Genomic DNA, 26,432 nt, shown 5'->3' with positions numbered 1-26,432 from the left:
CGTCAGGAACGTTGCAGGAGGAGGTCGACCAGGTCACCGAAGCGCGCTGACGCAGCGGCTCCGGCGGTGGCCGCCAGGAGCTGGCGGTCGTCGGTGGCGACGGCGGTCCGGACGGCCTCGTCGAGCTCGCGGAGCGACCCGGCCGGGGTCACCAGGCCCCGGGGACCCAGGAACGCCAGGAACCGCTGCTGGTGGTCGTCGACGTGCTCGCCGCGCGCGGGGTCCCGAGCCACGACGATGGGACGGTGGCCGAGGGAGCGCGCCTCCATGATGAGGCCGGGGCCGCCGTGGCAGACCACGGCGTCCGCTCGGACCAGGAGGTCCTGCAGCGCGTCCGGGCTGAGTATCGGCGCGCCGTCGACCCCCGCCGGCAGCGCGGTCGTGCCGTGCTGGACGAACCACCGTGTCGAGCCGGCCGCGGCCAGGGTGGCCACCCAGTCCACCAGCCGGTCGAACGGGTGGTGGTCGGTGCCGACCAGTACCGCGACCAACGGGGAGGGACTGGTCCCGAACGACGTCACCAGACACCACCCAGGACGACGCTGCGCCGGTAGAGCGGCTGCTGCTCGGGCCACTGGACCAGGAAGAGGTCGGTCACCGGCCGGCACAGGCGGGCGGTCAGGGTCCGGGAGTCGATCCGGTCGAAGACCTCGAGGTAGATCGTCCTGGCGCCGAAGATCCGGTGCATCCAGAAGAACGGCACGGCGACCGCGGCGCCGGTGGTGACCACGACGTCCGGGCGGAACCGGCGCAGGGTCCGCCAGGCCAGCGCCGTGTTGCGCACCAGGTTGCGCAGGTTGCGGGTGGTCGGGTGGTGGGCCCAGACGACGTCCTCGCCGTCGAGCTTGCCGACGGCGTCGGTGGTGTCGAAGGTGACCCACTGCCGCTCCTGCTCGCCCCACCACGGCTCCAGGCACATCAGCTGAGCCAGGTGGCCCCCGGACGAGCAGACGAGCAGCACTCTCATGACATCTCCTGGAGGTCGAGGGGGATGTCCTCAACCTAGGAACCGCCGGACCGCCGGGCATGCCGCAAATTGGGGAACCGGCGGGGAGATCCGGCGGGGAGACGTGGTCAGGACGCGCTGTCGTACGACAGCCCGCCGCAGCGGTGCGCCATCCCCACCGCGGCGAGCTGCGAGGAGACGTGCAGCTTGGCCAGGATCGACTTCACCTGCGTGCGCACGGTCGCCTCGGACACCACGCTCGCCGCGGCGATCTCACGCACCGTCCGGCCGTACATCAGCTGCTCGAGGACCTGGCGTTCGCGGGTCGTCAACGTCTCGAGCTGCCGTCGCAGCTCGTGGCGCTCGGACCGGTCGCGCAGGAACGTCGCGGTGAGCTCGTCGCGCCGGTCGCGCGACATCACCGCCCGGCCCTCGCCCAGGTGGCGGATCGTGGCCAGGATGTCGTTGAGCGGCTGCGACTTCGAGAGCACCGTGCTGGCCCCGGCCCGCAGGCACTCGCCCCACTCGACGCGGTCGCTCGACCCGGTGACGACCACGACGGCCGCGCCTGCCCGCGTCAACGGCTCGACGAGCGGCAGGCCGCTGCCGGTGGGACCCAGACCGAGGTCGAGCAGCACGACCCGGGGCTTGAGCTGCAGGACGGTGCGCAGGAGGGAGCCGGTCGTCGTGCAGTGGCTCGTGCCGGGGGCGATGCGTCGTACGTCGTGGCCCTCGAAGGTGAGGGCGACGTCGAGCGACTCGGCGAACAGCGTGTGGTCCTCGACGATGGCGACCCGGGTGGCACCGAGCTGGCGGGTCATCGGGCCTCCTCGCCGGGGTGGGGGAGCAGCAGCTCGAACCGGGTGATCCCCGGCGACCGGTCGTCCAGGCGCAGGCGGCCGCCGAGGGCCTCGGCCCGGCTGTGGCCGTCGTGGAGGCCGATCCCGGAGGAGCCGGCCCCGCTGACCCCCCAGTCGAAGACCCGGTCGGCCAGGTCGACGGGCACGCCGGGCCCGGCGTCGGTGACGCTGATCCGTACGCCGGTGTCACCGTGCTCGAGGTCAACCGCGATCGGTCCGCTCCCGTGCGTGGCTGCGTTGTCGAGCAGCAGGTGGACGATGCGCGCCACCTCGTCGGCGTCCTCGTGCGGCTGGCCGGGAACCGTGCGCAGGTCGATCTGGTGGCCACGGGCCCGGACCGACTCCACCACCGGGAGCAGGGCGTCACTCAGGTCGGTGACGCACGGGGTGATCGGCGTGACGTCGGCGAGCATGCGCTCGAGCCGGGCCACCTCGGCGCGCTTCATCGCGAGCAGCCGCTGCCGCGTCTCGTCGGGAAGGTCGTCACGTTCCACCATCAAGCGGGAGGCGCTGGCGATGCCGGCCACCGTGGACCGTGCCTCGTGCAGGGTCGACCGGGCGCGGCGGAGGTCCTCCTCGTGCGTGCGCAGGCGCACGAGGTCGCGGTGCCGGCCGGCCCTCGTGGCGTCGCCCACGAGGGACGAGAGCTGGAGGGCCACCGCGAGGAAGCACACCGCGGCCAGCAGCTGGAGGGCGGTGTCGGCGGCCGGGACCCGGGACCACGAGGTCAGCGAGGCGTCCGCCGTGGCCTCGACGGCCAAGGCGCAGCCACCGACGACCAGGGCGCCCCGGGCCGGCTGGGGCAGGCCGGTCCGCTCGAGGACGGCACACGTCGCGGGGATCATGGCACCCGCCAGACCGGCGAGGGCGAGTCCGCAGATCACGAGGATCACGATGGTCGCGTGGGCCGCCTCGCCCACCCGGGCGTCGGGCACCGGTGCCCACGAGGCCGCGATCGCCGCGCCCCACGCGACGGTGCCGCCGACGAGGCTGACCAGCAGCGGATCTCGCGGCGGCGGTGAGCCGCCGTACGCCAGCGCGACCAGGCCCAGGGCGAGGGCGCCGCTGAGCAGCCCCATCAGGTGGAGGGCCGCGGGGGTCGCGGTGGTCGGCGCGGCCGTGGTCGCCAGTGACATCAACCCCACGCCGACCGGCGGCAGCGCGGTCGCAGCCGCGAGCCACCCGGAGGCCGGTGCCTCGCACACCGACCGGTGCACGGCGAGCCCGACGGCGGCGGCGAGCATCATGAATGGCCACGCGGCCGCGGCGACGTCGCCCAGGGTGCGCTCACCGTCGGCCGGCGACTGCAGGAGCAGGCCGAGCAGGGTGGGCAGCGAGACCACGACCATCGTGGACCAGGGTGGTGGTGGCGCGGGACGGTGCGTACGTAGGTGGCGGAACCGTCGCCCGAGGATCCTGAGTCCGCCGTGGAACGAGATGGGCGCTGCGTGTCGGGTGGCCCATGCCCCCTTGTTGCTCCTCGGCATCTCCCCAAGTTGGGGGACGACGCTCAAAGAAACGTCAAAGGAACGTCAAACCGAACACGAGGTGTCGTCCGGGTGACGCGGGACCGTCGTCGGTGCCGGAGACGACTGCTGGGTGACGATCTCGCGGGCGACGTCGCGGACCTTGGTGTGCGACTGCTGGGAGTAGCGGCGCAGCACGCTCATGCCCTCGGCCGGAGTCAGCGCGAAGCGCTCGCGCAGGATGCCCTGCGCCTGGGCGATCACCTCGCGGCTCTCGAGGGCCGCGTCGAGGTGCTCCGCCCGGTCCAGGGTGGTCATCACCAGGCCCGCGAAGTCGAGGAAGAGCCGCACGTGCGGGGGGTGGGGGACGAGTCGCTCCACGGTCGCGGCGAACACGTCGAGGGTGACCGGACGCCCGCGGGTCGTGGTCAGCACGGTGCTCGCGACGGCCTCGACCCCCCGCGCCCCCAGGTGGCGGGACAACCCGGTGCTGGTGCGGGTGCTGGTGCTGGTGCCGGTCAGGACGGGGGCCCGCCCCGGCTCGCGCCCACCCGTGGCCTCCCAGAAGGTGCCGGGCGGGGCCAGCGCGTAGAGATCGGTGACGCCGGGCGACGTCTGCGCGAGCACCACCGGCCCGCCGGACCCGTGTCGGGCGACCGCGGCGACCTCCGCGTCCAGACAGCGTCGGGCACAGGTGAGGACGGCCTCGGCGGCGTCGTCGACGGTGGTGATGCCGGGCAGCAGCGCCGTGAGGTCGGCGAGCTCACCCGCGGCGGTGCGCGGCGGTTCTCCGGTCACGATCGCCCCCCGATCGGTCGTGCCGTCGTGGCGCAGTCGCAGGACGGCCTCTGTTCCACCTACGGCATATCACGGGTCACCTGCATTTCACCTCGGGGAAATCTTCAATTCTTCGGCATCGGCTCGAGCATCCCTAGCAGGTCCGGTCGACGCGCGGCAGGACGAAGAGGCTGCGCGCGGTCCAGTCGCCCCCGGTCGCGTCCTGCACGCTCGGCGCGCCGCCCGGGTGGCCCGACGGCCAGCCGGGGCGCCACGCCACCGAGCGCAGGGTGCCGTGCGTGTCGGACCAGAACAGCGTGTCCGACCCGACGAACATGCCGCGGACCCGGGCGGGGTCGAACCCGGGGACCGACCTCGAGGCGACCAGGCGCCGGGCCCCGACCACGCCGCTGGCCGGGGTGAAGTAGCGGTAGAAGAGGTACGGCGACCCGACGAGGGTGAAGTAGATGCGGCCCTGGTCGAAGAACATGCCGCTGGCGCGGCGTACGTCGCTCGCCCAGCCGCGCATCGCGACCAGCCGGTCGGACGTCGACACGTCGGTGGCGGGGCCGTAGCTCGCGCCGTCGAAGCACCGCCGGGTGAGCCGGCCGTCGCCGCCGGCGACGTGGAGGTCGCCCGCGGCCACGAACGCACCCCGGACCGTGGTCCAGTCGAGGTCGCCGTCGGGTGCGGGGGTGGCAGGTGCGGCGGGACCGGCGCCGGTGAACTCCCGGCGCCGCAGGGTCGAGCGGGCGCCGGACGCCGACGGGGGCGGATCGAGGGTGTCGTCGACGGCGCCGCCGACGTAGACATCGGCTGGGAGGGTGGCCGCGGACGCTGCCGGTACGGCCGCCCCGCCGGGCAGGAACCGGGCGATCCGCCCCCGGGTGCGCCCGGCGATCCGGGTGGTGTCGGAGGCGACCCAGAGGCCGTCGGGGGTCGCGAGGAAGTCGAACACCCCGACCCCGAGGTCGCGACCCGGGTTCCACGTCAGCGGCAGCCCGTTGAGCGGGTCGAGGGCGGCGACACCGCGCCGGGCGACCGCGCCCTCCCCGGGGGCGCCGGACCGGTCGGGGTTGTTCCACCAGCGCTGGTGCCCTCCGACGTAGACCGCTGCCGTGGTCGCCTCGACGGAGAAGGTGGTGTCCCCGCCGCTGTAGTCGACCCACGACGGGACGACGTCGCGGCCGACGGCGTCGGTCTCGAACCGGGCCACCGTGTCGCAGGAGCCGGAGTGGCCGCCGTAGCCCCCCGTCGTGCCCACGACGAAGTAGCGGCCGTCGGGGGACACGTCGACGTCACGCATCGTCGTGTCGACGCGCGGCGAGCACCGCGACGTGTAGAAGGTCGTGCGCAGGCCGCCGGTCCGGGCCCTGCGTCCGGTCGTGTCCAGCACGGCCAGCTGGTGCCGGCTCGTGCCGGCGACGGTGTCGAAGTTGCCGATCACGACGACGCGTCCGCCGCCGGGCGTCGCGGAGATCTTGAGGACCTGGGTGACCCCGCGCCGGTGGTGCCCCCGCAGCGCCAGGGACATGTAGCCGGACCAGCGCCCGGTCCGGGGCGAGAGGGTCGCCAGGGCGCGCTGCGGGTGTCCGTCGACGTGCGTGAACGCCCCCGCCACCCAGAGCCGGCCGCGCACCAGCGCCAGGTCCTTGACCGATCCGGTGACCCGGCCCGGGCGGAAGGAGCGGACCGGGGACCCGTCGCCGATGCGGACCCGGGCCAGGTGCCCCTGCCGCGTGCCGGCGATCGAGGTGAACTTGCCGCCGACGTAGACCGACAGCCCGTCGGCCGCGGGCAGCACGACCCGGACGTCGCCGCTGGGGCCGGGGTCGAACCCCCTCCGGACCCGGCCGGTGACGGCGTCGAAGGCGACCAGGCCGCGGCGTACGAACGTGTGGGGACGACCGGCCTCGCGCACCCGGGTGAAGGTGCCGCCCAGCACGATCGTCCGACCCACCTGGGCCACGGACAGCACCCGGCCGTCCAGCACGTGCGGGGTGCCTGCCGCCACCGAGGCGGAGACGAGCCCGGCGACGGGCCGAGCCGGATCGCTTCGCCCGACGAGGGGGAGCGATGCCTCGGCCCGCACGGGCGCTGCCGCCGGCTGCGCGACGACGAGAGCGCCGATCAGGGCGCAGACCAGCGCGAGTCGGACGTGGGTGGCACCTGATCGCATCGTCGCCCCGGAGGTGGAGGTGGGCGCGCGGCCCCGGAGGACGCGACCCTAGGTCGCAGAGCACTGCTCTCGGTGCCGTCGCGTCGCAGGTACCCAGAAGTGGTGACGAGTCGGCTCGGGACCTGCGGCGCTTGACCAAATTGGGGCATGCGGGGCGGCCCCCGGCGCTGGGACCCTCGTCGCGAGGTCCGCATCCGGCGGCCCGACGGTCGGCGGGAGCCAGCGTTGCACCAGCCAGGGTCGCACCCCCGTCCCCGTCCCCGCCTCCGCCCGGGGCTCGGCAGCCCCGCCGTCGCCCTGGTGGCCCTCACGGTCGTGGTGGTGTCGACACTGGCCCTGCTCGGCGCCGCACCGGCCAGGGCTGTGGACGGGGTGGTGAGCTTCGTGGCAGGGGACAGCACGGCAGGCAACCGGACCGCCCACGTCGTCCGAGCCCCGAGCGCGGTCCGGGCGGGGGATGCGCTCGTCCTCTACCTCGTGGTCAACGACACGGGCCCGGTCGTGACGGCGCCGGCCGGGTGGACCCTGCTGGAGTCCCGTGACGGGAACGGCGCCCGCGGCACCGCCTGGACGCGGACCGCGACGGCCGCCGACGCCGGCGTGAACGTCACCGTGAGCACCTCCACGGCGACCAAGTCGGTCGTCGGGATCGCGTCCTACCGGAGCTCGCTGGGTCCCGCCTCGGTGACGGGATCGGCCAGCCTCGCGGTCAACACCCCGGCGACCAGTCACCAGACTCCCGACGTGGCGGTGCGCGACCCCGGGTCCTGGGTGGTCGACGTGTGGAGCGAGAAGTCCACGAGCGACGCCACCTGGTCCGTGCCCGCCGCGACCACCCAGCGCACGGCCGCGGCCGGCACGGGTTCGGGCCGGATCAGCGCGGTCCTGGGGGACTCGGCCGGACCGGTCGGCGCCGGGACGGCATCCGGGGCCACCGCCACCACCAGCGTCGCGGTCAGCCGGAGCGTCCTGTTCTCCTTCGCCGTCAGCCCCGGGGTCGACGTCAACGACGCACCTGTCCCGGCCTTCACCGCGTCGTGCACCGGCCTGGTCTGCGCCTTCGACGCCACGTCCTCGACCGATCCGGACGGTGACACCCTCACCTACTCGTGGACCTTCGGCGACGGCGGTACGGCGACGGGGGCCGCGCCCTCGCACTCCTACGCCACCGGGGGCACCCGCACGGTCACGCTCACCGCCAGTGACGGGAGCACGACCGCGCAGACGACCCGCACGGTCGTGAGCGCTCCGACCCAGACGCAGGGCGAGCTCGAGTTCGTGGCCGCGGACAGCACCGCCGGCAACCGCAGCGCCCACACGGTGCGCGTCCCGGCCGGCGTCCGGACCCGCGACACCCTGCTGCTGTTCCTCACCACCAACGACACGACCGGGACGCTGCCCGACCAGGTGCCCGGCTGGACGCTGCTGCAGACCCGGGAGGGCAACGGCATCCGGGGCCGGGTGTGGACCAAGGAGGCTGGTCCGAGCGACGCCGGGAGCGACGTGACGGTCGCCTCGAGCGCCTACGTCAAGTCGGCGATGAGCATCACCGCCTACCGCAGCGACGGCGCCGCGGCGGTGGCCTCCGCCGGCAGTGCGGTCAACACGGCCGCGACCAGCCACACCACCCCCTCGGTCCCGGTCACGGAGACGAACGCCTGGCTCGTCAGCTACTGGAGCGAGAAGTCCTCGGCGGTCTCCACGTGGACCGCGCCGGGCTCGGTCACCTCGCGGACCGCGGCGGCCTCGACCGGCAGCGGCAAGGTCAGCTCGGTCGTCGGGGACTCGGCCGGGGCGGTGCCGCCCGGCACCGCCGCGGGGCGTACGGCGACCACGAGCGCCCCGTCGAGCCGCAGCCTGATGTTCTCGGTCGTCGTCCGCGCGGGCGACGACGTGGGTCAGGAGCCCCCCGACGCCGCGTTCACGGTGTCGTGCGCGACGCTGGCGTGCGACGTCGACGCCTCGACCTCCACCGACCCCGACGACGAGGAGCTCACCTACGCCTGGACGTTCGGTGACGGCGGCACTGCCACGGGGGTGACGGCCACCCACACCTACGCCGCCGCGACCACGCGCACGATCACGCTCACCGTCGGCGACGGCACGGCGACCGACCAGGCCACCCGGTCGGTCGTGCTGTCGGCCCCGCAACCGCCACCCGGTCACACCCGGCTCGTGCCCGACATCCCTCGCACCAACACGCCGCGGATCGTCGACGGCGAGATCTGGGACCTCGAGGTCGTCGGCAACCGCGTCTTCGTGGCGGGCAACTTCACCACGATCCAGAACCGCACCACCGGCAGCTCCACGACCTACCAGCAGGCAGGACTGGCGTCGTTCAACCTGACGACCGGGCTGGTCGACGCCACGTTCCGTCCGACGTTCGGGCTGGGCGGCGTCGAGGCGGTCGAGGCCTCGCCCGACGGCACCAGGCTCTACGTCGCCGGCAGCTTCGGCACCGTCGACGGCGTGAGCAAGAAGGCCATCGCCCGACTCGACCCGACCACCGGCGCCCCCGTCGCCGAGTTCACCGCCAACACCAACGCCCGTGCCTCCGAGCTCGCCGTCAGCAGCACGACCGTCTACGCCGGTGGCCGCTTCGACCTCGTCAACAACGTGGTGCGCAAGTCGCTGGTGGCTCTCGACGGCGTGACCGGCTCGGTCGTCCCCGGCTTCGTCAACGACATCACCGGAGGCATCGGGACCAACGGCGAGCTGACGGTCCAGCGGCTCAAGCTCTCCCGCGACGAGAGCCGGTTGCTGGTCGTGCACACCGGTCGCCAGGTCAACGGGGTCGACCACTACGGGGTGGCGCTGATCAACACGCGCAGCGCGAAGGTGCTGCCGTTCACCTCCGACATCTGGGAGGACAACCTGCAGTTCGTCGGCGGCATCCAGCGCATCTACGGCGGGGACATCTCGCCCGACGGCAGCTACTTCGTCGTGACCAGCGGCTCCGGGGGCGACCGGCCTCCGATCAACGACACGGTGATCGCCTTCTCGATGGACGGCGGAGCCGACAGCCGGCCGCTGTGGATCTCCCGTCACTTCGACAGCGTCTACTCCGTCGCGATCTCCGAGAAGGCGATCTACGTCGGTGGTCACTTCGCCTGGCAGGAGTCGCCCACCGCTCCGCTGCCCTGGCCGGGCCTCGACGACGTCGGCTACGGCACCGGCCAGGGACTGTCCGGCTACGGCCTCGGCGACGCGGTCGTCAACCGCGAGCACATCGGCGCGCTCAACCCGGTCGACGGTACCGCGGTCGACTGGAACCCCGGCAGCAACTCCTTCGAGGGCAACAAGGCCATGGAGGTGACCGCACGAGGGCTCGTCACCGGCGGTGACGCGACGACCCAGGGCGAGTACAACGTCGGGCGCATCGCGATCTACGACTTCAACAGCCTGCCGGCGGCCAACGGGATCGACACCACGATCACCGACCCGATCGAGGGCCGGGTCAGGGAGGCCGACGCGCCCTTCACCGTCACCGGCACCGCCTCGGTCACCACCGGCAGCGTGGGCCGCGTCGAGGTCGAGGTGCAGGACCGGGACCGCCAGCGCTGGCTGCAGGACGACCTGACCACGTGGGGCACCGCCGCCAACACGATCAACGCGACCCTCACCTCCACCGGGGCGCGCACGGCGACCTGGTCGCTTCCGCTCACCGTCACCGGCAACCGCAAGATGAAGCTGCTCGCACGCACGATCTCGAGCACGGGCGCGAGCGACCCGACCAAGGACACCAAGAAGTTCGAGACCTTCGGGCTCGACGACCAACCGCCCAACACCGGCATCAGCGGACCCGCGAGCCCGGTACGCACGATGACGTTCACCATCACCGGGACGGCGACCGACGACGTGGGGGTCAACTCGGTCAGCCTGACGGTGCGCGACGTCAACAACCGCTACCTCCAGGCCGACGGGACGGCGAGCGCCACCTACAACGCGTTCCGCATCACGCCCGACGTGGTGGGGGCGACGAGCACCACCTGGACCTACGAGGTCACCCTGCCCTACGAGGGGGAGTGGCAGGCGCAGGCGCGAGCCACCGACACCGCAGGGCAGTCCGACCTCGACACCTCCGACCGGTCCTGGATCGTCAGCGAGACGGGCGTCGCCCCCTCGGTCTCGATCAGTGCGCCCACGACGATGGTCCCGCCCACGTCGGTCCCCACCCTCGTCCTGGCGCCGGGCCAGCCGCTGACCTTCTCGGGCTCGGCCGACGACGACGAGGCGCTCGACACGGTGGAGATCTCGCTGCGCAACGCCACGACCCGTGAGCAGCTCGCCTCCGACGGGACCTGGGGCACCGACGCGATCGCCGGCGCGTACCGCGTCTCGCCCCTCAACCTGACCGGGCGCAGCCACGCGTGGAGCTACACGACGCCCTTCGACCTGCGGCCCGGCACCTACTCGTTCACGGTGCGGGCCACCGACAAGCTCGGCCTGACCACGTCGACGGCCAACCAGGGCCGGCTGACGATCAGCGTCCAGGTCATCGGCGACGCACCGCCCAACGGCCTGCTCAGCGTCACCGGCACCGTCACCGGCGGTCAGTCGCTGCACCTCGACCTGGCCGGCACCGCCACCGACGACCGGGGGGTGGCCGAGGTCAGGGTCGCCCTCGAGGAGCAGGACTCCAGCCGCTACCTGCAGCCCAACGGCAGCCTCGCGGCGGCGTACGCCACCCGCAGCGCGGTGCTGGCCACGCCCCACGGCACGAGCACCGGGTGGACGTTGCCGATCGACCTGCCCACGCAGGGCGACTGGGCCGTCACGGTCTACGCCTACGACACGGCCGGCCAGCAGGACACCTCGACCAGCGGCGCCACGGCCCGCTACCGGATCTATCCGGGCGACACGCCCCCGGTGCTGACCGACGCCCTGCTCAACCCCCTCGAGGGCACGACGTTCGCCGACGGCAAGATCTTCATCAGCGGCCGCGCCGAGGACGACCAGGCGATGCAGCGCGTCGAGGTCGGCGTGGTCAACGCCGCGGGTCAGTACATGTCGTCGTCGGGAACGTTCACCAGCACGACAGCCAGCTGGCGCACGGCGTTCCTGACCAGCCCCGGCACGCCCGGGTCCAACTTCTCGTTCACCACGCCGGTCGTCCCCGAGGGGACCTACACCGTGCGGGTGCGCGCCGTCGACCAGCACGACCTCGTCACGGCGGTGCCCTCGGAGCGGCGCGTGACGGTCACCCATCCGCCGGGCAACCTCCCTCCGGTCGCGAGCTTCACCGTCGCCTGCGGCGCCACCAACGTGTGCACCTACGACGGTCGCGGATCCACCGACGAGAACGCGCCGACCCTGACCTACAGCTGGGCGTTCGGCAACGGCTCCGGCACCGGGCCGCTGCCGACCCGGACCTACGCGGTCCCCGGCACCTTCACGGTGACCCTCACCGTGCGCGACGAGTGGGGGCTGACCGCGACGGCCGCGCACCAGGTCCAGATCGTCGAGCCGGCCGGCAACCTGCCACCGGTGCCGGTGATCAACCAGCCGGCGTGCGCGGCCCTGGCGTGCAACATCTCCGGCGTGGGCTCGGCCGACCCCAACACCGGGGACACGTTCGGCTACCTCTGGTCCTTCGGCGACGGCACCCCCACGAGCACCGCGACCTCGCCGGCACACACGTTCCCCGCCGCCGGCACCTACCTGGTGACCCTCACCGTCACCGACGGCTGGGGCAAGGCGGCGACGACGACCAGATCGGTCACCGTCGCGTCCCCCTGACCGATCCCTCCTCGCCCCCCGGTCCCCTCCGCCGGGAGCACCATCACACCCCCCACCTCGGAAGGCAGCACGCATGAACAGGACCACAGCAGCACTCGTCACCGCCGGCGCCGTCTCGGCGCTCGTGATTCCGGGGCTCTCCCCGGCGGCGGCCGGCGGACACCACGGCCCGTCGTACGACGAGCCCCGGGTCGTCACCGCGTTGGACGGGCCCCGCGGGGTCGACGCCCTGGGTCACGGCCGGACCCTGGTGACCGAGTCCGACGGATCCTTCAGCATGGTCGTCGAGCGCCGGCACGGCCCCGCGAAGGTGATCGGGCTCGGCGCGCTGGCGACCGACTTCCCGCCGGCCGTCGCCCTGGGGCGCCACGGCACGGTCTTCCTGCTCACAGGAGCGAGCAGCGGCCCACCGGAGGATGCACGCGCGGCGAGCGTGCTGACCGCCGACGAGGTCGAGCCCGAGCCCGCCGCCGGCGCCACGCTCTACCGGTGGCGGCCGGGATGGGACGCGCCGCGACCGTTCGCCGACATCGGCGCCTACCAGGTCGGCGACCCCGACCCGGCCGACCTCGAGGACCTGCCCGCCGACAGCAACCCGTTCGGGCTCGCCGCCCTCGCGGACGGCAGCGTGCTCGTGGCCGACGCGGCCGGCAACGACCTGCTCCGCGTCGACAAGCACGGCGACATCACGACGGTCGCCAGGCTGCTGCCGCGGGTCGTCGAGGTGCCGGAGGGCCTGCCCGAGCTGCCGCCGGAGGCAGGCGGGCCGCTGCCCCCCGCAGGCACCCCCATCCCGTCGGAGGCCGTGGCCACGTCGGTGACCGTGGGCCCGGACGGGGCGTGGTACGTCGGTGAGCTGCGCGGCTTCCCGGCGACCCCGGGCACCTCGCAGGTGTGGCGGATCAAGCCCGGGACCGTCGGGGCGACCTGCGACCCCGAGGCCCCGTGGACCGGCCGGTGCACCCGGTACGCCGACGGCCTCACCTCGGTCGTCGACCTGGCTGCGGGGAGCCGGGGCGTCTACGCCCTGGAGCTGTCGAAGCAGAGCTGGTTCGCCACCGAGCTCGGGCTCCCCGGCTCCGAGATCGGCGGCCTCTACCTGATCGGCAAGCACCGCCACGGCACGCGGCTGCACGAGCTGGCGACCGACCGGTTGCTCACGCCCGGCGGGGTGGACGTGGTCGGTCGCGACGTCTACGTGACCGGACCCCTGTTCGGCCCCGGGGCGCTGCTGCGCGTCGGGTAGTCGAGAGCCGGGTCAGGGCCGGGGGAGCGTCGCGGAGCCGCGCAGCGGCTCCGCGAACGCCGCCCGCTTCGAGGCCGAGCTCAGCGCCCACGACCCGCCACCCTGGTTGAGCGTGGTGTCGAAGTAGGCGTAGGCCACACCGTCGCGCGCCACGAGCTGGTCGTAGCTCCGCTCGATCCAGGTGGGTCGGTAGGCGTGCCCCCGGTTGGTGTACCCGGTCTCGGCGACGCCCCAGGCCACGCCGTGCTTGGCGGCCCAGGCCTGGATCGGCCGGTAGTAGTCGCGGTCGAAGTCGGGCCACGCGGTGATGGTCTTGCCGTTCTTCACAACGCCGTACTCGTTGTAGAGGTCGAACCCGGCGACGTCGATCGTGACGCCGCGGGGCCAGACGTGGGCCAGGTCGTACTTGGTCTCGCCGAAGAACTGGTTCCAGCCGGTGAGCACGACGGTGTAGGCGACGTTGGGTGCGGCCCGGCGCACGATCGGCGCGAGCCGTTCCTGCATCGTGCGCCACGCGGTGATGTCGCCGTCGCCCTCGGGCTCGTGGTGGAACGCGACCCACACCGGTCCGGGGACGGTGGCGAGCCGGCGCGCGAGGTCGCGGGCCCAGGCGTCGCCCTGGCCCGCGGTCATCGCCTCCCACGAGTGGGGCAGCTTGAAGCTGATCCACGGCAGCCGGCCGTGGCTGACGTCGTACCGGGCCGTGGCCACGGCCTTCTGGACGCCCGTGGCGGTCCAGAAGGTGCGACGCACGCCGAGGCGGCGGCCGACCTGCGACTCGAGCGGCGCCGGGTCGGTGTTGGACTTGTACGTCGCGCCGAGATAGGCCCCGCAAGAGGGAAGCCCCCGCCGGTCGTAGGTGCAGCCGTTGCTCAGCCGGCCGGCGACGCTCGGGTCCGACGGAGCGCCCGAGCTCCCGGGCCGCGCCGTGGACAGCGCCAGGTCGTCGACGAGGACGTCGAGCCTGTGCCACGTCTGGGGGAGCAGGGCGGTCACGCTGAGGGTGGACCGGCTGCCCCGGGTGACCAGGCCGGTCCGCACGGCCCGCCAGGCCCCGCGGCGCAGGGTCACCGACGCGCTGCGGGTCTGGATGCTCCCGTCGGCCGCGGTCTCCCGCAGCGAGAGCGTGACCCGCTGGCCGGTGTGGGCGGTGCGCACCCAGATCCGGGCCTTGGCCGTGGTCCCCTTCGCGACGACCGCCCGCGTGCTGGTGGTGTGCAGCCGGGCTCGAGCCGGCTGCGCGCTGTGGACCCGCAGCGCCCGGGCCCCGGAGTGGGCCACGCGCGACGGGTTCAGCGACACGTCGCCGAACGAGGAGACCCGGTAGCCGGTCGTGCCGGCCTCGACGCGACCGTTGACCAGTCCTGGTCGGACGGCTGCCTGGGACTCCCGGGACAGCGGGACGACCAGGGCCAGTCCGGCGACCAGGGACAGGATGGCTGCCGCGACCGTGGTCCTGACGAGTGTGGTGGTGGGGTGCATGCGTCGCCTCTGTTGTGGAACGGCCCGAGCGGCCGCGCCCGAGGGACGCTAGGGGCGAGAGCGCGTCGCGAGCCGAGCGGCGTACCCCATCGTGGGTATGTGGCCGGACGGGCAGTCGGGCGATATCCCCACGGTCGGGGATGCCCGGCCCCCTGCGGGAGGGGATGATCGAGGGGTCGGGAGCTGTCCCCCGCCCGGCAACCGCCCACCAGCCGTGAGCTGCTCCCGAGTGTTCGGGCAGCCGGTCCGCGCCCACGCCGTCGACTCCAAACGTCGGTGCCTGCCGGGCCCGGTTGGTGGGCCGGTCCGGCCCGGTGGACTCGTCGGGACTCGTCGGGGCCGCTCAGTCGACGACGGTGGTGACGTCGTCGTCGCCGGCGTTGAAGGTGATCACCCGACCGGCGGCAGCCGCGGGAGCGGACACCACGGTGGCGATGACCGCCGCGACGGTGGCGCGTGAGACCTCGGCGGCCTCGTCGTCGGAGGTGCTGACCCCGGTCGCCGGCCCGTCGGTCAGCGCGCTGGGACGCAGCAGCGTCCACGCCGTCGAGGACGCCTGGAGGTGGGCGTCGGCGGCGCTCTTGGCGTCGGCGTAGGCGAAGAAGTCGCTGTCGGGGCTGACCCCGTGGTCCGGCCCGGCGCCGAAGTAGGACACCAGCACGACGTGGGTGTCGCCGGCGGCCTGCGCGGCGTCGACGGTCCGGATCGCGGCGTCGCGGTCGATCGCGTAGGTGCGCTCGGTGCTGCCGCCGCCGGCCCCGGCGGACCACACGACCACGTCGTGCTCGCCCAGCAGAGCGGCCAGCTCGTCGTCGCCGATGGTCTGGATGTCGGCGAGGACGACCTCGGCGCCGGTGGCGCGCACGTCGTCGGCCTGCTCGGCCTTGCGCACGAGCCCGGTGACCGCGTGGCCGTCGCGGACGAGCAGCTCCTGGGCGAGCAGGGCGACCTTGCCGTGGGCGCCGATGACGAGGACGTGGGACATGGTGACTCCTGGGGTGCTGGGCGGATGGGATGCGGGGACGTCGTACGGGGTAGAGCGCTCGCGTCCGCAGGAGTGTTCCGATCGGCGACGTGAGCCATCCGACAAGCTCGTCGGGGGCCCGGGCCGTACCGCCGGTATGCCTGAAGTTGACCATTAGGGGTGTGCTCGCGCCGCGCCTGTCGTTGTCTACTGCGACTACGGCGCGATGCCGTGGGGTCTCAGACGTACTCAGTTGCGGTTGGTGGTCGGTCCTGCGAACCGCGCTCCGACCCCGTTGGAGCCCCCCTCATGACATCCCATCCCCCCGCGGCGACCCCTGACTCGACGCCTGACCCGACCTCGAGGTCCGCGCGCTCGACACTCGCCGCTCGGGTCTCCGCCCGGCTGAAGACGCTGCTCCTGCTGGGCGCGGCCGGCACGGCCGGGCTCGCCTTCGTCGTCACGGCGCCCGACGCCACCGCGGCGGTCACCGCCCCGGTCGGCCTGGGGACCGCGTCCTCGTACTCTGTGCTCGCCGGCCAGCGGGTCACCAACACCGGGCCGTCGGTCCTGGCCGGTGACCTGGGCGTCGCGCCAGGCACCGCGGTCACCGGCTTCCCGCCGGGCCAGGTCGGCGGTGCGCAGCACCTGGGGGACGCCGAGGCGCTGCAGGCCAAGCAGGACCTCGTGACGGCGTACGACGACGCCGCGGGCCGCGGCCCCGCCGCCGACCAGACCGGCAAGAACCTGGGCGGCCAGCGGCTGCTGCCCGGCGTCTACCGCGCCTCCAGCGCGATGTCCCTCACCGGCACCGTGACCCTCGACGCCCAGGGCGACCCCGACGCGGTCTTCGTCTTCCAGGCCGGCTCCACCCTCATCTCCGCCTCGAGCAGCCGCGTCGCGCTGGTCGGCGGCGCCCGCGCCTGCCGGGTCTTCTGGCAGGTCGGCAGCTCGGCGACCCTCGGGACCTCGACCCGGTTCGTCGGCACGATCATGGCCCTGACCAGCGCCACGATCCGCAACGGCGCCACGGTCGAAGGACGTGTCCTGGCCCGCAACGGGTCGGTCACCCTCGACAACAACGTGATCACCCGGCCCGGGTGCGCGCCGGTCGTGCCGAGCTCGGCCCCCAGCACCGTCCCCAGCGCTGTGGGTGTGTCGCCCAGCTCCGGTCCCACCACGGGTGGTGACGACACCCCGAGCGACGGCTCCAGCACCGGTGGCGGCACCGGTGGCGGCACCGGTGGCGGCACGGACACCCCGGGCGACGGCTCCACCACCGGGTCCGGCGGGTCCGGCGGGTCCGGCGGCTCGGACAGCGGATCCGGCCCGGTCGTCCCCCTCGGACGCCCCGACACCGGCGCCGCTCCCAGCGTCGCTCCGAGTGGCGCCGAGCCGCTGCGCATCGGCCTGCTCGTCGGTGCCGTGCTGTGCGCGGTCGGTGCCATCGCCGTCGGCAGCGGACGGCGTACGCCGCGCACGCGGCCGACGCGCTCGACGCGGTCGGTGTGAACCTTCCCTCGACCGGTGCACGACCCCGGCACCGCGCCCGGCTGCCGCTGGCGCGTCTGATCGGGGTGGTCGCGCTCGTGGCGGTCGGCCTGGTGCTGCTGGTCCAGGGCGTCGGCAGCGGCTCGGTCGGCGACCTCGCCGTCCCACGGCCCCCGCGGGCGGCCGTCACCACCGCGCAGGACGTGGCAGGCGTGGCGGACGTGGGGGACACCGCGCGGCCGCCGACCGCGGTCGCCGCGGCACCCGCGCTCCCGCGGCGGGTCCGGATCGACCGCATCGGGGTGTCGTCCTCGATCGTCGGCCTGGGTCTGCAGGACGACGGCACCGTGGAGGTGCCCGACCGGCCCGAGCAGGTCGGCTGGTTCTCCCTGGGGCCCACCCCGGGCTCGGTCGGCTCGTCGGTGCTGCTCGGCCACGTCGACTCCGTGGACGGGCCCGCGGTCTTCGCGCGGCTCGCCGAGCTGCGCCCCGGCGACCGGGTCGAGGTCGACCTCCAGGGTGGCCGCACCGAGGTCTTCGAGGTGCGCCAGGTGGCGTCGTACCCCAACCAGGACTTCCCGGCCGACCGGGTCTACGCCGGTGAGGACGACCGGGCGGCGCTCAACCTGGTCACCTGCGGCGGCGAGTACGACGCCGCCCGCGGCGGCTACCAGTCCAACGTCGTGGTCTACACCCGTCGCGTGCCGGCCTGACGCCTCCCGTCGCGGCGCCGCCCGTCACCAGGGTCGAAGGGCCCTGGCCGTCCGCCTCGCCCTGCGCCACGCTCGACCGTGCGGCCTCGGGACCCGGAGACGGGCACCGAGGACCGTCGGGCCGGCTCCGCCCAGGTCGGGTGACCACGCAGGACACTCCGCACCCGCAGGCCGGGTTCGTCGTTCCCCGGGACCCCGTACGCCGTGGTCCCGGGGAAGGCGGGCGCCACCGACGGCACGAGCGCCGGACGGCGCGTCGAAGGGGTGGACCGTCACGAGCCCCGAGCCCCGAGACTGGGGTCGGGAGGACGACGATGAGTGGACTACTGGACCGGGCGACCCGCGGGACGCGACCGGCCGCGCACGAGAGCTACGACGCCGTGGCCAGCGCGAGCGCGGCGGTGGTGATCGGGGCCTACTCGTCCTCCTTCGGACTGGCCTCACGGCTGCTGGCCGAGCCCGTCCGCACCCACGTGCGCAACGTCTACGCCCTGGTGCGGGTCGCCGACGAGATCGTCGATGCGCCCCGGCCCGGGGCGGCCCGCGGAGCCCAGTCCGCCGTCCTCGACGAGCTCGAGCTGGAGACCCTGGCCGCGCTCGAGTCGGGCCACAGCAGCAACCTGGTCGTGCACGCGTTCGCCCGCACCGCCCGGGCCTGCGACCTCCGCGCCGACCTCGTGCGCCCCTTCTTCGCCTCCATGCGCACCGACCTCGACCGACGTGCCCACGACGACGCCAGCTTCGCGGCCTACGTCCACGGCTCGGCCGAGGTGGTCGGGCTGATGTGCCTGCGGGCCTTCCTGGCCGACGACCCCGATCGCGAGCGGACCTATGCGCGGTGCGCCCCCGGCGCGCAGCGGCTCGGGGCCGCCTTCCAGAAGGTCAACTTCCTGCGCGACCTCGGCGAGGACGCCGACCTGCTCGGCCGGCGCTACTTCCCCGGGATCGACCCCCAGCGGCTCACCGACGCCGAGCGCGACCGGCTGCTCGACGACATCGACGCCGACCTGCACGCGGCCGCCGGCGTGGTGCCGCTGCTGCCGCGGGGGAGCCGGCTCGCGGTGTGCGCCGCCCACGACCTGTTCGCCCGGCTGTCCGAGCGGCTGCGGGCGACCCCGGCCGCCGAGCTGACCTCACGGCGGGTGCGGGTGCCGACGGCCGGCAAGCTGCGGGTGCTCGGCGGGGCCGTCGTACGCCGCGGGCGACCGCGCGGCGCCACGGTCCGGGTCCGGCGGTTCGCCGGATGAGCCGTGTCGTCGTCATCGGCGGCGGCGTCTCCGGGCTGGCCACGGCGGGACTGCTGGCGCGCGACGGGCACGAGGTGCACCTGCTCGAGCAGGGCGCCGACCTGGGCGGCCGGGCCGGGCTGTGGGAGCGCGACGGCTTCCGCTTCGACACCGGCCCGTCGTGGTGGCTGATGCCCGAGGTCTTCGACCACTTCTTCGCGATGATGGGCACCACGACCGCCGAGCAGCTCGAGCTGGTGACCCTCGACCCGGGCTACCGGGTCTGGAGCGAGGGTCTGGCGACCCTCGACGTCGTCGCCGACGAGGCCGGCAACCGGGCGGCGTTCGAGGCCATCGAGCCCGGGGCCGGTGCGGCGCTGGGTGACTACCTGACCTCGGCGCGCGAGGTCTACGACCTGGCGACGCAGCAGTTCCTCTACACCAGCTTCGACTCCGCCGCGGCGTACGTCGGTCGCCGGGTGCTGCGCAACGGTCCGCGGCTGGCGGGGCTGCTGTCGCGGTCGCTCGAGTCCTTCGTCGCCTCGCGGTTCCGCGACCGGCGGCTGCGCCAGGTGCTCGGCTACCCGGCCGTCTTCCTCGGGTCCTCGCCCGACCGGGCCCCCGCGATGTACCACCTGATGAGCCACCTCGACCTGGCCGACGGCGTCCGCTACCCGCTGGGCGGGTTCCGGGTGCTGGTCGACGCCATGGCCGGCCTGGCCCGTGACGCCGGAGCCGTGGTCGGCACCGGCTGCACGGTCACCGCGATCGAGACCGAGACGGCGCCGCGCGCGGGTGGCCGGGTCGCGCTGCGCCGCCACCGGCCGGCGCGGGTCACGGGCGTCACCTACCGCGACGCCGACGGCCTGCACACGGTGGACGCCGACGTGGTGGTCGGTGCGGCCGACCTGCACCACGTCGAGACCCGGCTGCTGCCGGCCGACCTGCAGACCTATCCCGAGACCTGGTGGGACAGGGCGGTCTCCGGACCCGGCGCGGTGCTGGTCAACCTCGGGATCCGGGGCGAGGTGCCGCAGCTGGCGCACCACTCGCTGTTCTTCACCGCCGACTGGCGCACCAACTTCGACGCCATCTTCGCCACCCCGACCCGGGTGCCCGACCCGGCCTCGATCTACGTGTGCCGGCCCTCGGCCACCGACCCCTCGGTGGCGCCGGCCGGCGACGACAACCTCTTCGTGCTGGTGCCCGTGCCGCCCGACCCGACGATCGGTCGCGGCGGCGTGGGCGGCGCCGGCGACCCGGTCGTCGAGGAGGTGGCCGACCGCGCCATCGCGATGGTCGCCGCGTGGGCCGGCGTGCCCGACCTGGCCGAGCGCGTCGTCGTACGCCGCACGGTCGGGCCCGGTGACTTCGAGGCCGACCTCAACTCGTGGAGCGGCGGGGCGCTGGGTCCGGCCCACGTGCTCAAGCAGAGCGCGTTCTTCCGGGCCGGCAACGCCTCGCGCAAGGTCGAGGGTCTCTACTACGCCGGCTACGGCACGGTGCCCGGCATCGGTCTGCCGATGTGCCTGATCTCCGCCGAGCTGGTGCTCAAGCGGCTGCGCGGGGATCGGTCGGTGGGCCCGTCGACCGAGCCGGTCGCCGCCCCGTCCACCCGGGTCTGAGCCGTGGACCACGCCCGCGAGGAGGCCTACGCCCACTGGTCGCGGCTGCACGGCGACCTGGACCCGCGCGGCTCGTTCTGGGTGTCGGGATGGGTCCGCCTCTCTCATGCGTGTGCCCGGCCGCTGGCCCGCCGCGGCGTGGCGCCGGGAGCGGTGACGGTCGCCGGGGTCGTGGTCATCGCCCTCGCCCCGCTGCTCGCGTCGCTGGGTGCGGCGTGGCCGCTGGTGGCCACGCTGGTGGTCGTGCTCGGTGCGGTGCTCGACGGGGTCGACGGGGCGGTCGCCGCCCAGACCGGGACCGCCTCGGCGTGGGGCCGCGTGCTCGACGCGCTCGCCGACCGCGTCGGTGACGTGCTCGTCCTCGGCTCGCTGGTGGTGCTGGGTGCGCCGCTGTGGCTCGGCGCCGCCGTGGTCGTGGTGACCCTGCTGCACGAGTCGGTGCGCGCGAGCGCCCAGGCCGCGGGGCTGGTCGGTCCGGGCGTGGTGACCGTGTGGGAGCGACCCTCCCGCATCATCGTGGCGGCCTTCGGCACCGGCCTGGTCGGCCTGGAGTGGGTCGCGCGTCGGGTCGGGATCGACGTCCTGCCCGGCGTCGACGGCGACGTGCTCGCGACGACGGCCACCGCGATCGGCGCCGTGCTCGCGGTCGTCGCGATCGCTCACCTCACGGTCGTCGTACGCCGGTCGCTGGCAGCTCCGGTGGTGGGTCAGGCCGGCCCGACGAGACCAGCCACGATCCGCGCCGACAGCACGACCAGCGGCAGCCCGCCGCCGGGGTGCGAGGAGCCACCGACGAGGTAGAGCCCGGGAAGCGGTGACCGGTTGGCGGGCCGCTGGAACGCGGCGCGCGCCCCGTTGGACGACGTCCCGTAGATCGAGCCGCCCGGCGTCGACGTACGACGCTCGAGGTCGGCGGGGGACACGGTGGCGCGGTGCCGCACCCGGTCGCGCACGTCGAGCCCGCGCTCGGCCATCAGGTCGAGCACGCGGTCGGCCTGCTGCTCGACCAGGCCCGGTCGGTCCCAGTCGGTGCCGTGGGCCGGGTCGTGCCGCGGTGCGTTGACCAGCACGAACCAGGCGCCCGTGCCGGGCCCGGGGACCACCGCGGGGTCGCGCGGTGCGCTGACGTAGACGGTCGGACGAGCGACCGGGCGGGCGCGTCCGCGCCGCCCGAACACCGCGTCGAACTCGGCGTCGTAGTCCTCGGCGAACAGGACCTGGTGGTGCGCCACCTCGGGCGGGTCGTCGAGCTCGAGCAACAGGGCCAGGCCCGAGAGCGAGGGCGTGGCGCGGGCGACGCGACGAGCCGCGCGCCGGGCGAGCGGACCGTCGAGGAGCCGGCCGTAGACCGTCGCGGCGTCGGCGTTGGCCACGACCACGTCGGCAGGAAGGACGGTGCCGTCGCCCAGCCGTACGCCGCTGGCACGCCCGCCCGCCGTGGTGATCTCGACGACCTCGGTGCCCAGGAGCACGTCGGCACCCAGGGCGCGGACCCGCTCCAGGAGCGACTCGCCGAGCCGGCCCAGTCCGCCCGGCACGTACCAGGACCCGAAGGCCTGCTCGGCGTAGGGCACGGTCGCCAGCGCGGCCGGCGCCCGGCGCGGGTCGGACCCGGTGTAGGTCGCGTAGCGGTCGAGCAGGGCACGCAGCCGAGGGTCCTCGAGGTAGTCGGAAGCCAGGCCCCGCAGCGTGCGCCACGGGGCGACGGTGGCGATGTCGCCGACGTTCCGCGACAGCCGGAGCATGTCGCGCGGGGTGATCGGCGACTCCAGGAACGGCTCGCGGGTGACGTCCCAGATGCGGGCGGCCCGGTCCATGAGCGCCGTCCACTGCTCCCCCCGGCCGGGGCCGAGGGCGTCGTCGAGCGCGGCCGGTATCCGTGCGGCGTCGCCGGGCAGGTCGAGGCGGGTGCCGTCGGCGAACCGGTAGTGGCAGGCGGTCTCGAGGCGCTCGAGGGGCAGCGTGTCGGCGAGGGCCGCGCCGGTGGCGTCGTACAGCTCCTCGAGCACGTGGGGCATCGTCAGCAACGACGGCCCGGTGTCGAACACGAAGCCGTCGTGGCGCCACGTCCCGAGCTTGCCCCCGACGTCGGCGGCCTGCTCGACGAGGGTGACCCGGTGACCCGTGGCGGCCAGGCGCGCCGCCGCGGCCAGTCCGCCGATCCCGGCGCCGATCACGACGACCCGGCTCACCGCGCGGACCTCGAGACGTCGACCGCACGACCCTTCCAGCGCAGGGCGCCCCGGCGTCGCAGCCGGAACGAGTCGGCCGTGAGGCCGAGGAGCGTCAGCACCGAGACGGGGTGCAGCCAGGCGTCGCCGACGCGGCCGCCGGTGCGTCCGGCGACGAGCGCACGCGAGACGACCGAGGCGAGGTAGCCGAGCAGCCCGACGCGTGAGCCGCGCAGGGCGGCGGCCGCGGGTACGACGTGGGCGACGGTCAGCAGGGTGCCGACGCCGACGGCCCCGGCCGGCGACCCGAAGGCCGCCCACAGCGACTTGGTGTAGCCCGGTCGCAGGGCCGCCCACCCGTCGTACATCCGGCACGAGGCGACGCGACTGCCCTCGGCGACCGTGCCGTGACCACCGGCGGCCTTGACGGCGCGCAGGAGGGCGATGTCCTCGAGCACCTCGCCCCGCACCGCCGCGTGCCCGCCGGCCCGCCAGTAGGTCGCCGTGTCGACGGCCAGGAGCTGCCCGTTGGCGGCCGCCAGCGAGGGGCGCGGGGACGTCTCGGCCAGCCCGAGCGGGAGCGTGCTCATCCACGACCACTGCAGCAGGGGTTGCACGAGCCGCTCGGCGGCACCGCCGGCCTCCTGCCGCGGGTAGGGGCAGACCAGGTCGAGCCCTGTCTCGCGCAGCAGGGCGACCGTGGCGGTGAGCGCTCGCGGGAGCAGGGTGACGTCGGCGTCGACGAAGACCAACGCACGGGCGCCCGACCCGGTCGCGTGGCGGGCCAGCTGCTGGCAGGCCCAGGGCTTGCCCAGCCAGCCCGGGGGAGTCGGGCGACCGGGCAGGACCGTGACGAGGTCGTCCGCGAGCCGGGCGAGGACCTGCGTCGTGCCGTCGGTCGAACCGTCGTCGAGGACGACGACCTGCACCGGTCCCGGCCAGCGGGCCGCGGCCGCGCGCACGTGCCGCAGGCACGACTCGACGGTGTCCACCTCGTCGCGCACCGGGACCAGCACCGCGATGCTCTCGGGCTCCGGCACCGCCACGGGGTCGGCGTCGCGGACCCGGCGCAGGTTGTCGAGGGTCAGGCCGAGCGACGCCAGGGCCAGGCCCGTGCCGGTCGCCACCACGGCCCCGCCGACGGTCCTCACCGGTGACGCACCCGACGGGCCAGCCGCACCGCGACCGGCACCGCCACCGGGCCCATCACCAGCGCACCGACCAGCGCCACCGACGGCCGGCCGAAGAAGAAGGCGTGGGCGAGCACGGAGCTGAAGAACGTCCACAGGTAGACCAGCAGGGGCAGCTGCGGTGCCGGGTGGTCGTGACGTCGTACGAGCCGGTCGAGCAGGGCGCAGAGGACCAGCGAGACCACGAACCAGCCGGCGAAGTTGGTCAGCGGGATGCCCTCGACCCCCGGCAGCGCCGGGTGCGGGTCGGCCCAGGTCCAGTGGCCGGCGTCGACCATCTGCGGATCGAGGAACACGTCCCACGACGTCAGCGCCCACGCGGCGACCAGGGCGGTGCGCACCGGGCGGCCGCCGCCCAGCAGGCGGCCGACGTGCAGGGCCGGCCAGGCCATCATCACCCAGGCCAGCGGCACCACGGCGGGTACGCCGGCGACCTGCGGGCCGAGGGTGCCGGAGTAGGCGTAGTCGCCGAACGGGTAGCCGGTGTGGACGCCGACGACCTCGGCCAGGAGCCCGCCGCCGCCGGCCACGACGACCAGCGTGAGGGCGGCCCATGGACCGTGGGACACCAGGGCATGGCCCACCGCGGCGCTGGCGAGCAGCAGCACGCTGGCGACGGTGAGGGCCAGGGTGCCGCCGTCGGTGAACGGGAAGACCATCTGGACGAGCACCGCGGCGACCGCGAGGGCGACGACGAGCCCGTGCGCGAGCGGGAGCGGCGTCGTGCGGGTCGTCGGGGTGCGGTCGACGGGCAGCGACCGTGTGGCGCTCACGGGCGGCGTCCGCGGTAGGTGCCGCTCACGTCGCGTACGGCGAAGCGCGCGAAGAGCTCCTCGGCGTACCACCGGGCGGGCTCGGTGCGCGCGACGGCCTCACGGTGGGCGGCGGTGCGGTAGGCGAAGTCGACCAGGTGCCGGCGGGACTCCCAGATCGAGAACGTGCCCTGCAGCAGCACGGGCGCCTCGCCGACGCCCAGGGCGAGCCGCAGGCCGGGGGCCTGCGCGAGGTCGCCGACGACCGGTGGCACGGCGCGCCAGAACGACGCGGCGCGCGACGTGCGCAGGCGGGCGCGGGTGATCACGGCCACGGGACCGGCGTGGTCAGGCGGCTCGTCGGTGCTCGCGCCGAACGGCTCGGCGCCCGACCAGCGCCCGCGGGAGGACAGTGGGGTCATCCGCACCGACAGCCGCTCGGACGCCGCCTCGTCCCAGGGGTCGGTGAGCCGCGGGTCGGGGCCGGCGTCGGCCGACGCCTCGTCGTCCCAGACGGTGAGCAGGGCCCAGCGGTGGGGATCGGCGTCGCGCGGGGTGAAGGTGCGCCCGGCACCGGTGCCGAGGAGCTTGGCGAACCGGAGCCCGGGGCGCCCGGCGAGGTGGCGCCGCCCGGTCGCCATCCGCAGGACCGCCGGCGCGACGCGGTCGACGTCCCAGACCCGCAGGTCCACCACGGTGCTCACGCGCCCACCGCCGGGAGGCGGGCGGCTCGCTGCTCCAGGGCGCCGGTGGCGGCCCACCCGACCAGCACGACCGTGTGCAGCACGAAGAGCCACAGCCCGACCGCCACGACGCCCCCCGCCAGGCCCAGGCCGCCGAAGGGGGTGCCCACGTCGACCGGGATGGCCAGGAACAGCTGGAACCCGTGCAGGAAGCCGGCCACGAACGACCCGGTCGCCAGGCCACCCGCGACCGCGACCCAGGCGCGCGGCCGGCCCGGCATGACGACGGCGTAGACCCACGCCAGCACCACCGACAGCACCAGCCAGGCCGCGGTGAAGCCGAGCACGATGCGCAGCAGCCGGTCGCCCGCCCCGTCGCCGCCGCCCTCGGGGGCCAGCGGCACGAGCAGGTCGGACGTCGCGACGAGCGCCCAGGCCAGGGCCGGCAGGGCGACGACGAGCGGCATCAGCGACGCCCGGGCCCGCCAGCCGGTGAACCGCTCGGGACGCGGGTCGAGCGCGAGGGCGCCACGGCGCAGGCCCTCGCCGTAGAACGACGCCGGGAGCAGCGCGATCGCGGCCCCCAGCGGACCGAGGTGCGCACCGGCGTCGACCAGGGCGTCGTACGCCGGGCGCGCGCCCATCTGGGGAGGGACGAGCACCCGCAGGTCGAGCAGTCGGCGCCCGGCGGCGTCCGCGCCGTCGAACCAGCTCGTGGTCCACGTCGCCAGCAGCAGCCAGGGCACCACGGCGATCGCGGAGAAGTAGGTCGTGGTGGCCGCGGCCGAGGACAGGTCGCGTCCGGAGAGCGTGCTGCCCGTCGCGCCGAGCAGCGCGCGTGCCTCGTCGACGACCCGCGCCGTCACGACAGCACGCTCCGACGGGCGGTGCCGCTGAGGTCGTGCGCAGGGTTGGATGGGGC

At 74.6% G+C, this 26,432-nt stretch carries 20 protein-coding genes; 7 read left to right on the top strand and 13 right to left on the bottom strand.

Annotated elements, in window-relative coordinates:
• Positions 1-2: 2 nt before the first annotated feature.
• The 6 genes from FJQ56_RS01645 to FJQ56_RS01620 all read right to left on the bottom strand — a co-directional run bounded on the left by FJQ56_RS01645 (position 3) and on the right by FJQ56_RS01620 (position 6,228).
• On the bottom strand, positions 3-521 hold the full coding sequence (locus FJQ56_RS01645) for a glycosyltransferase (protein ID WP_170215220.1): 519 nt from the start codon (positions 519-521) through the stop codon (positions 3-5).
• Positions 518-967, bottom strand: coding sequence for a UDP-N-acetylglucosamine--LPS N-acetylglucosamine transferase (locus tag FJQ56_RS01640; protein WP_140007460.1), 450 nt, complete (start codon positions 965-967; stop codon positions 518-520). The genes FJQ56_RS01645 and FJQ56_RS01640 overlap by 4 nt, the downstream gene beginning before the upstream one ends.
• Positions 968-1,074: 107 nt before the next feature.
• Positions 1,075-1,767: a LuxR C-terminal-related transcriptional regulator gene (locus tag FJQ56_RS01635; protein ID WP_140007459.1), complete on the bottom strand. Its 693-nt coding sequence runs from the start codon at positions 1,765-1,767 to the stop codon at positions 1,075-1,077.
• Positions 1,764-3,155 (bottom strand): sensor histidine kinase, encoded by a 1,392-nt coding sequence (locus tag FJQ56_RS01630; RefSeq protein ID WP_140007458.1) that lies wholly within the window; start codon positions 3,153-3,155, stop codon positions 1,764-1,766. Before FJQ56_RS01630 ends, FJQ56_RS01635 begins: the two co-directional genes overlap by 4 nt.
• A gap of 183 nt (positions 3,156-3,338) precedes the next feature.
• Positions 3,339-4,070, bottom strand: coding sequence for an ANTAR domain-containing protein (locus tag FJQ56_RS01625; protein ID WP_140007457.1), 732 nt, complete (start codon positions 4,068-4,070; stop codon positions 3,339-3,341).
• Between the two features lie 133 nt (positions 4,071-4,203).
• Positions 4,204-6,228, bottom strand: coding sequence for a hypothetical protein (locus FJQ56_RS01620; RefSeq protein WP_140007456.1), 2,025 nt, complete (start codon positions 6,226-6,228; stop codon positions 4,204-4,206).
• Positions 6,229-6,528: 300 nt separating this feature from the next.
• Here FJQ56_RS01620 and FJQ56_RS22345 point away from each other — a divergent pair, with 300 nt between their 5' ends.
• Positions 6,529-11,967, top strand: coding sequence for a PKD domain-containing protein (locus tag FJQ56_RS22345; RefSeq protein ID WP_211350722.1), 5,439 nt, complete (start codon positions 6,529-6,531; stop codon positions 11,965-11,967).
• Between the two features lie 73 nt (positions 11,968-12,040).
• Entirely contained in the window at positions 12,041-13,213 is a 1,173-nt protein-coding gene (locus FJQ56_RS01600; RefSeq protein WP_140007455.1) for a ScyD/ScyE family protein, read from the top strand.
• Between the two features lie 12 nt (positions 13,214-13,225).
• Here FJQ56_RS01600 and FJQ56_RS01595 read toward each other — a convergent pair whose 3' ends face one another.
• Together FJQ56_RS01595 and FJQ56_RS01590 are read right to left on the bottom strand one after the other, a co-directional pair.
• A complete protein-coding gene (locus tag FJQ56_RS01595; RefSeq protein ID WP_140007454.1) occupies positions 13,226-14,695 on the bottom strand; it encodes a carbohydrate-binding protein CenC in 1,470 nt (489 codons plus the stop codon).
• A gap of 343 nt (positions 14,696-15,038) precedes the next feature.
• On the bottom strand, positions 15,039-15,680 hold the full coding sequence (locus FJQ56_RS01590; RefSeq protein WP_140007453.1) for an SDR family oxidoreductase: 642 nt from the start codon (positions 15,678-15,680) through the stop codon (positions 15,039-15,041).
• Positions 15,681-15,968: 288 nt separating this feature from the next.
• On the opposite strand from FJQ56_RS01590, the gene FJQ56_RS01585 reads away from it, so the two are divergent.
• The 5 genes from FJQ56_RS01585 to FJQ56_RS01565 all read left to right on the top strand — a co-directional run bounded on the left by FJQ56_RS01585 (position 15,969) and on the right by FJQ56_RS01565 (position 21,515).
• The gene (locus tag FJQ56_RS01585; RefSeq protein WP_140007452.1) at positions 15,969-17,171 is read left to right on the top strand and encodes an ice-binding family protein; all 1,203 of its coding nucleotides are present in this window, start codon (positions 15,969-15,971) and stop codon (positions 17,169-17,171) included.
• Positions 17,168-17,863 (top strand): class F sortase, encoded by a 696-nt coding sequence (locus FJQ56_RS01580; protein ID WP_140007451.1) that lies wholly within the window; start codon positions 17,168-17,170, stop codon positions 17,861-17,863. Before FJQ56_RS01585 ends, FJQ56_RS01580 begins: the two co-directional genes overlap by 4 nt.
• Before the next feature lie 314 nt (positions 17,864-18,177).
• Positions 18,178-19,110, top strand: a complete 933-nt coding sequence (locus FJQ56_RS01575) for a phytoene/squalene synthase family protein (protein WP_140007450.1) — start codon at positions 18,178-18,180, stop codon at positions 19,108-19,110.
• A complete protein-coding gene (gene crtI, locus FJQ56_RS01570) occupies positions 19,107-20,714 on the top strand; it encodes a phytoene desaturase family protein (protein WP_140007449.1) in 1,608 nt (535 codons plus the stop codon). The genes FJQ56_RS01575 and crtI overlap by 4 nt, the downstream gene beginning before the upstream one ends.
• Positions 20,715-20,717: 3 nt before the next feature.
• The gene (locus FJQ56_RS01565; protein ID WP_140007448.1) at positions 20,718-21,515 is read left to right on the top strand and encodes a CDP-alcohol phosphatidyltransferase family protein; all 798 of its coding nucleotides are present in this window, start codon (positions 20,718-20,720) and stop codon (positions 21,513-21,515) included.
• Here FJQ56_RS01565 and FJQ56_RS01560 read toward each other — a convergent pair.
• The 5 genes from FJQ56_RS01560 to FJQ56_RS01545 are packed head-to-tail and all read right to left on the bottom strand — an operon-like array spanning position 21,422 to position 26,376.
• Positions 21,422-22,906: a phytoene desaturase family protein gene (locus FJQ56_RS01560; protein ID WP_140007447.1), complete on the bottom strand. Its 1,485-nt coding sequence runs from the start codon at positions 22,904-22,906 to the stop codon at positions 21,422-21,424. The two genes, FJQ56_RS01565 and FJQ56_RS01560, sit on opposite strands and share 94 nt — an antisense overlap.
• Positions 22,903-24,036: a glycosyltransferase family 2 protein gene (locus FJQ56_RS01555; RefSeq protein ID WP_211350721.1), complete on the bottom strand. Its 1,134-nt coding sequence runs from the start codon at positions 24,034-24,036 to the stop codon at positions 22,903-22,905. The genes FJQ56_RS01560 and FJQ56_RS01555 overlap by 4 nt, the downstream gene beginning before the upstream one ends.
• The gene (locus tag FJQ56_RS22340; RefSeq protein WP_211350720.1) at positions 24,033-24,848 is read right to left on the bottom strand and encodes a carotenoid biosynthesis protein; all 816 of its coding nucleotides are present in this window, start codon (positions 24,846-24,848) and stop codon (positions 24,033-24,035) included. The genes FJQ56_RS01555 and FJQ56_RS22340 overlap by 4 nt, the downstream gene beginning before the upstream one ends.
• Positions 24,845-25,531 carry a monooxygenase gene (locus FJQ56_RS01550; RefSeq protein ID WP_140007445.1) on the bottom strand — a complete coding sequence of 229 codons (687 nt, stop codon included), beginning with the start codon at positions 25,529-25,531 and terminating at the stop codon, positions 24,845-24,847. Before FJQ56_RS01550 ends, FJQ56_RS22340 begins: the two co-directional genes overlap by 4 nt.
• A complete protein-coding gene (locus FJQ56_RS01545) occupies positions 25,528-26,376 on the bottom strand; it encodes a YhjD/YihY/BrkB family envelope integrity protein (RefSeq protein WP_140007444.1) in 849 nt (282 codons plus the stop codon). Before FJQ56_RS01545 ends, FJQ56_RS01550 begins: the two co-directional genes overlap by 4 nt.
• Positions 26,377-26,432 lie beyond the last annotated feature (56 nt).

The organism is Nocardioides plantarum, from assembly GCF_006346395.1.
Classification (GTDB): domain Bacteria; phylum Actinomycetota; class Actinomycetes; order Propionibacteriales; family Nocardioidaceae; genus Nocardioides; species Nocardioides plantarum.
The sequence above is the reverse complement of the archived record's forward strand: the minus strand, read 5'-3'. Positions and strand labels throughout refer to the sequence as shown.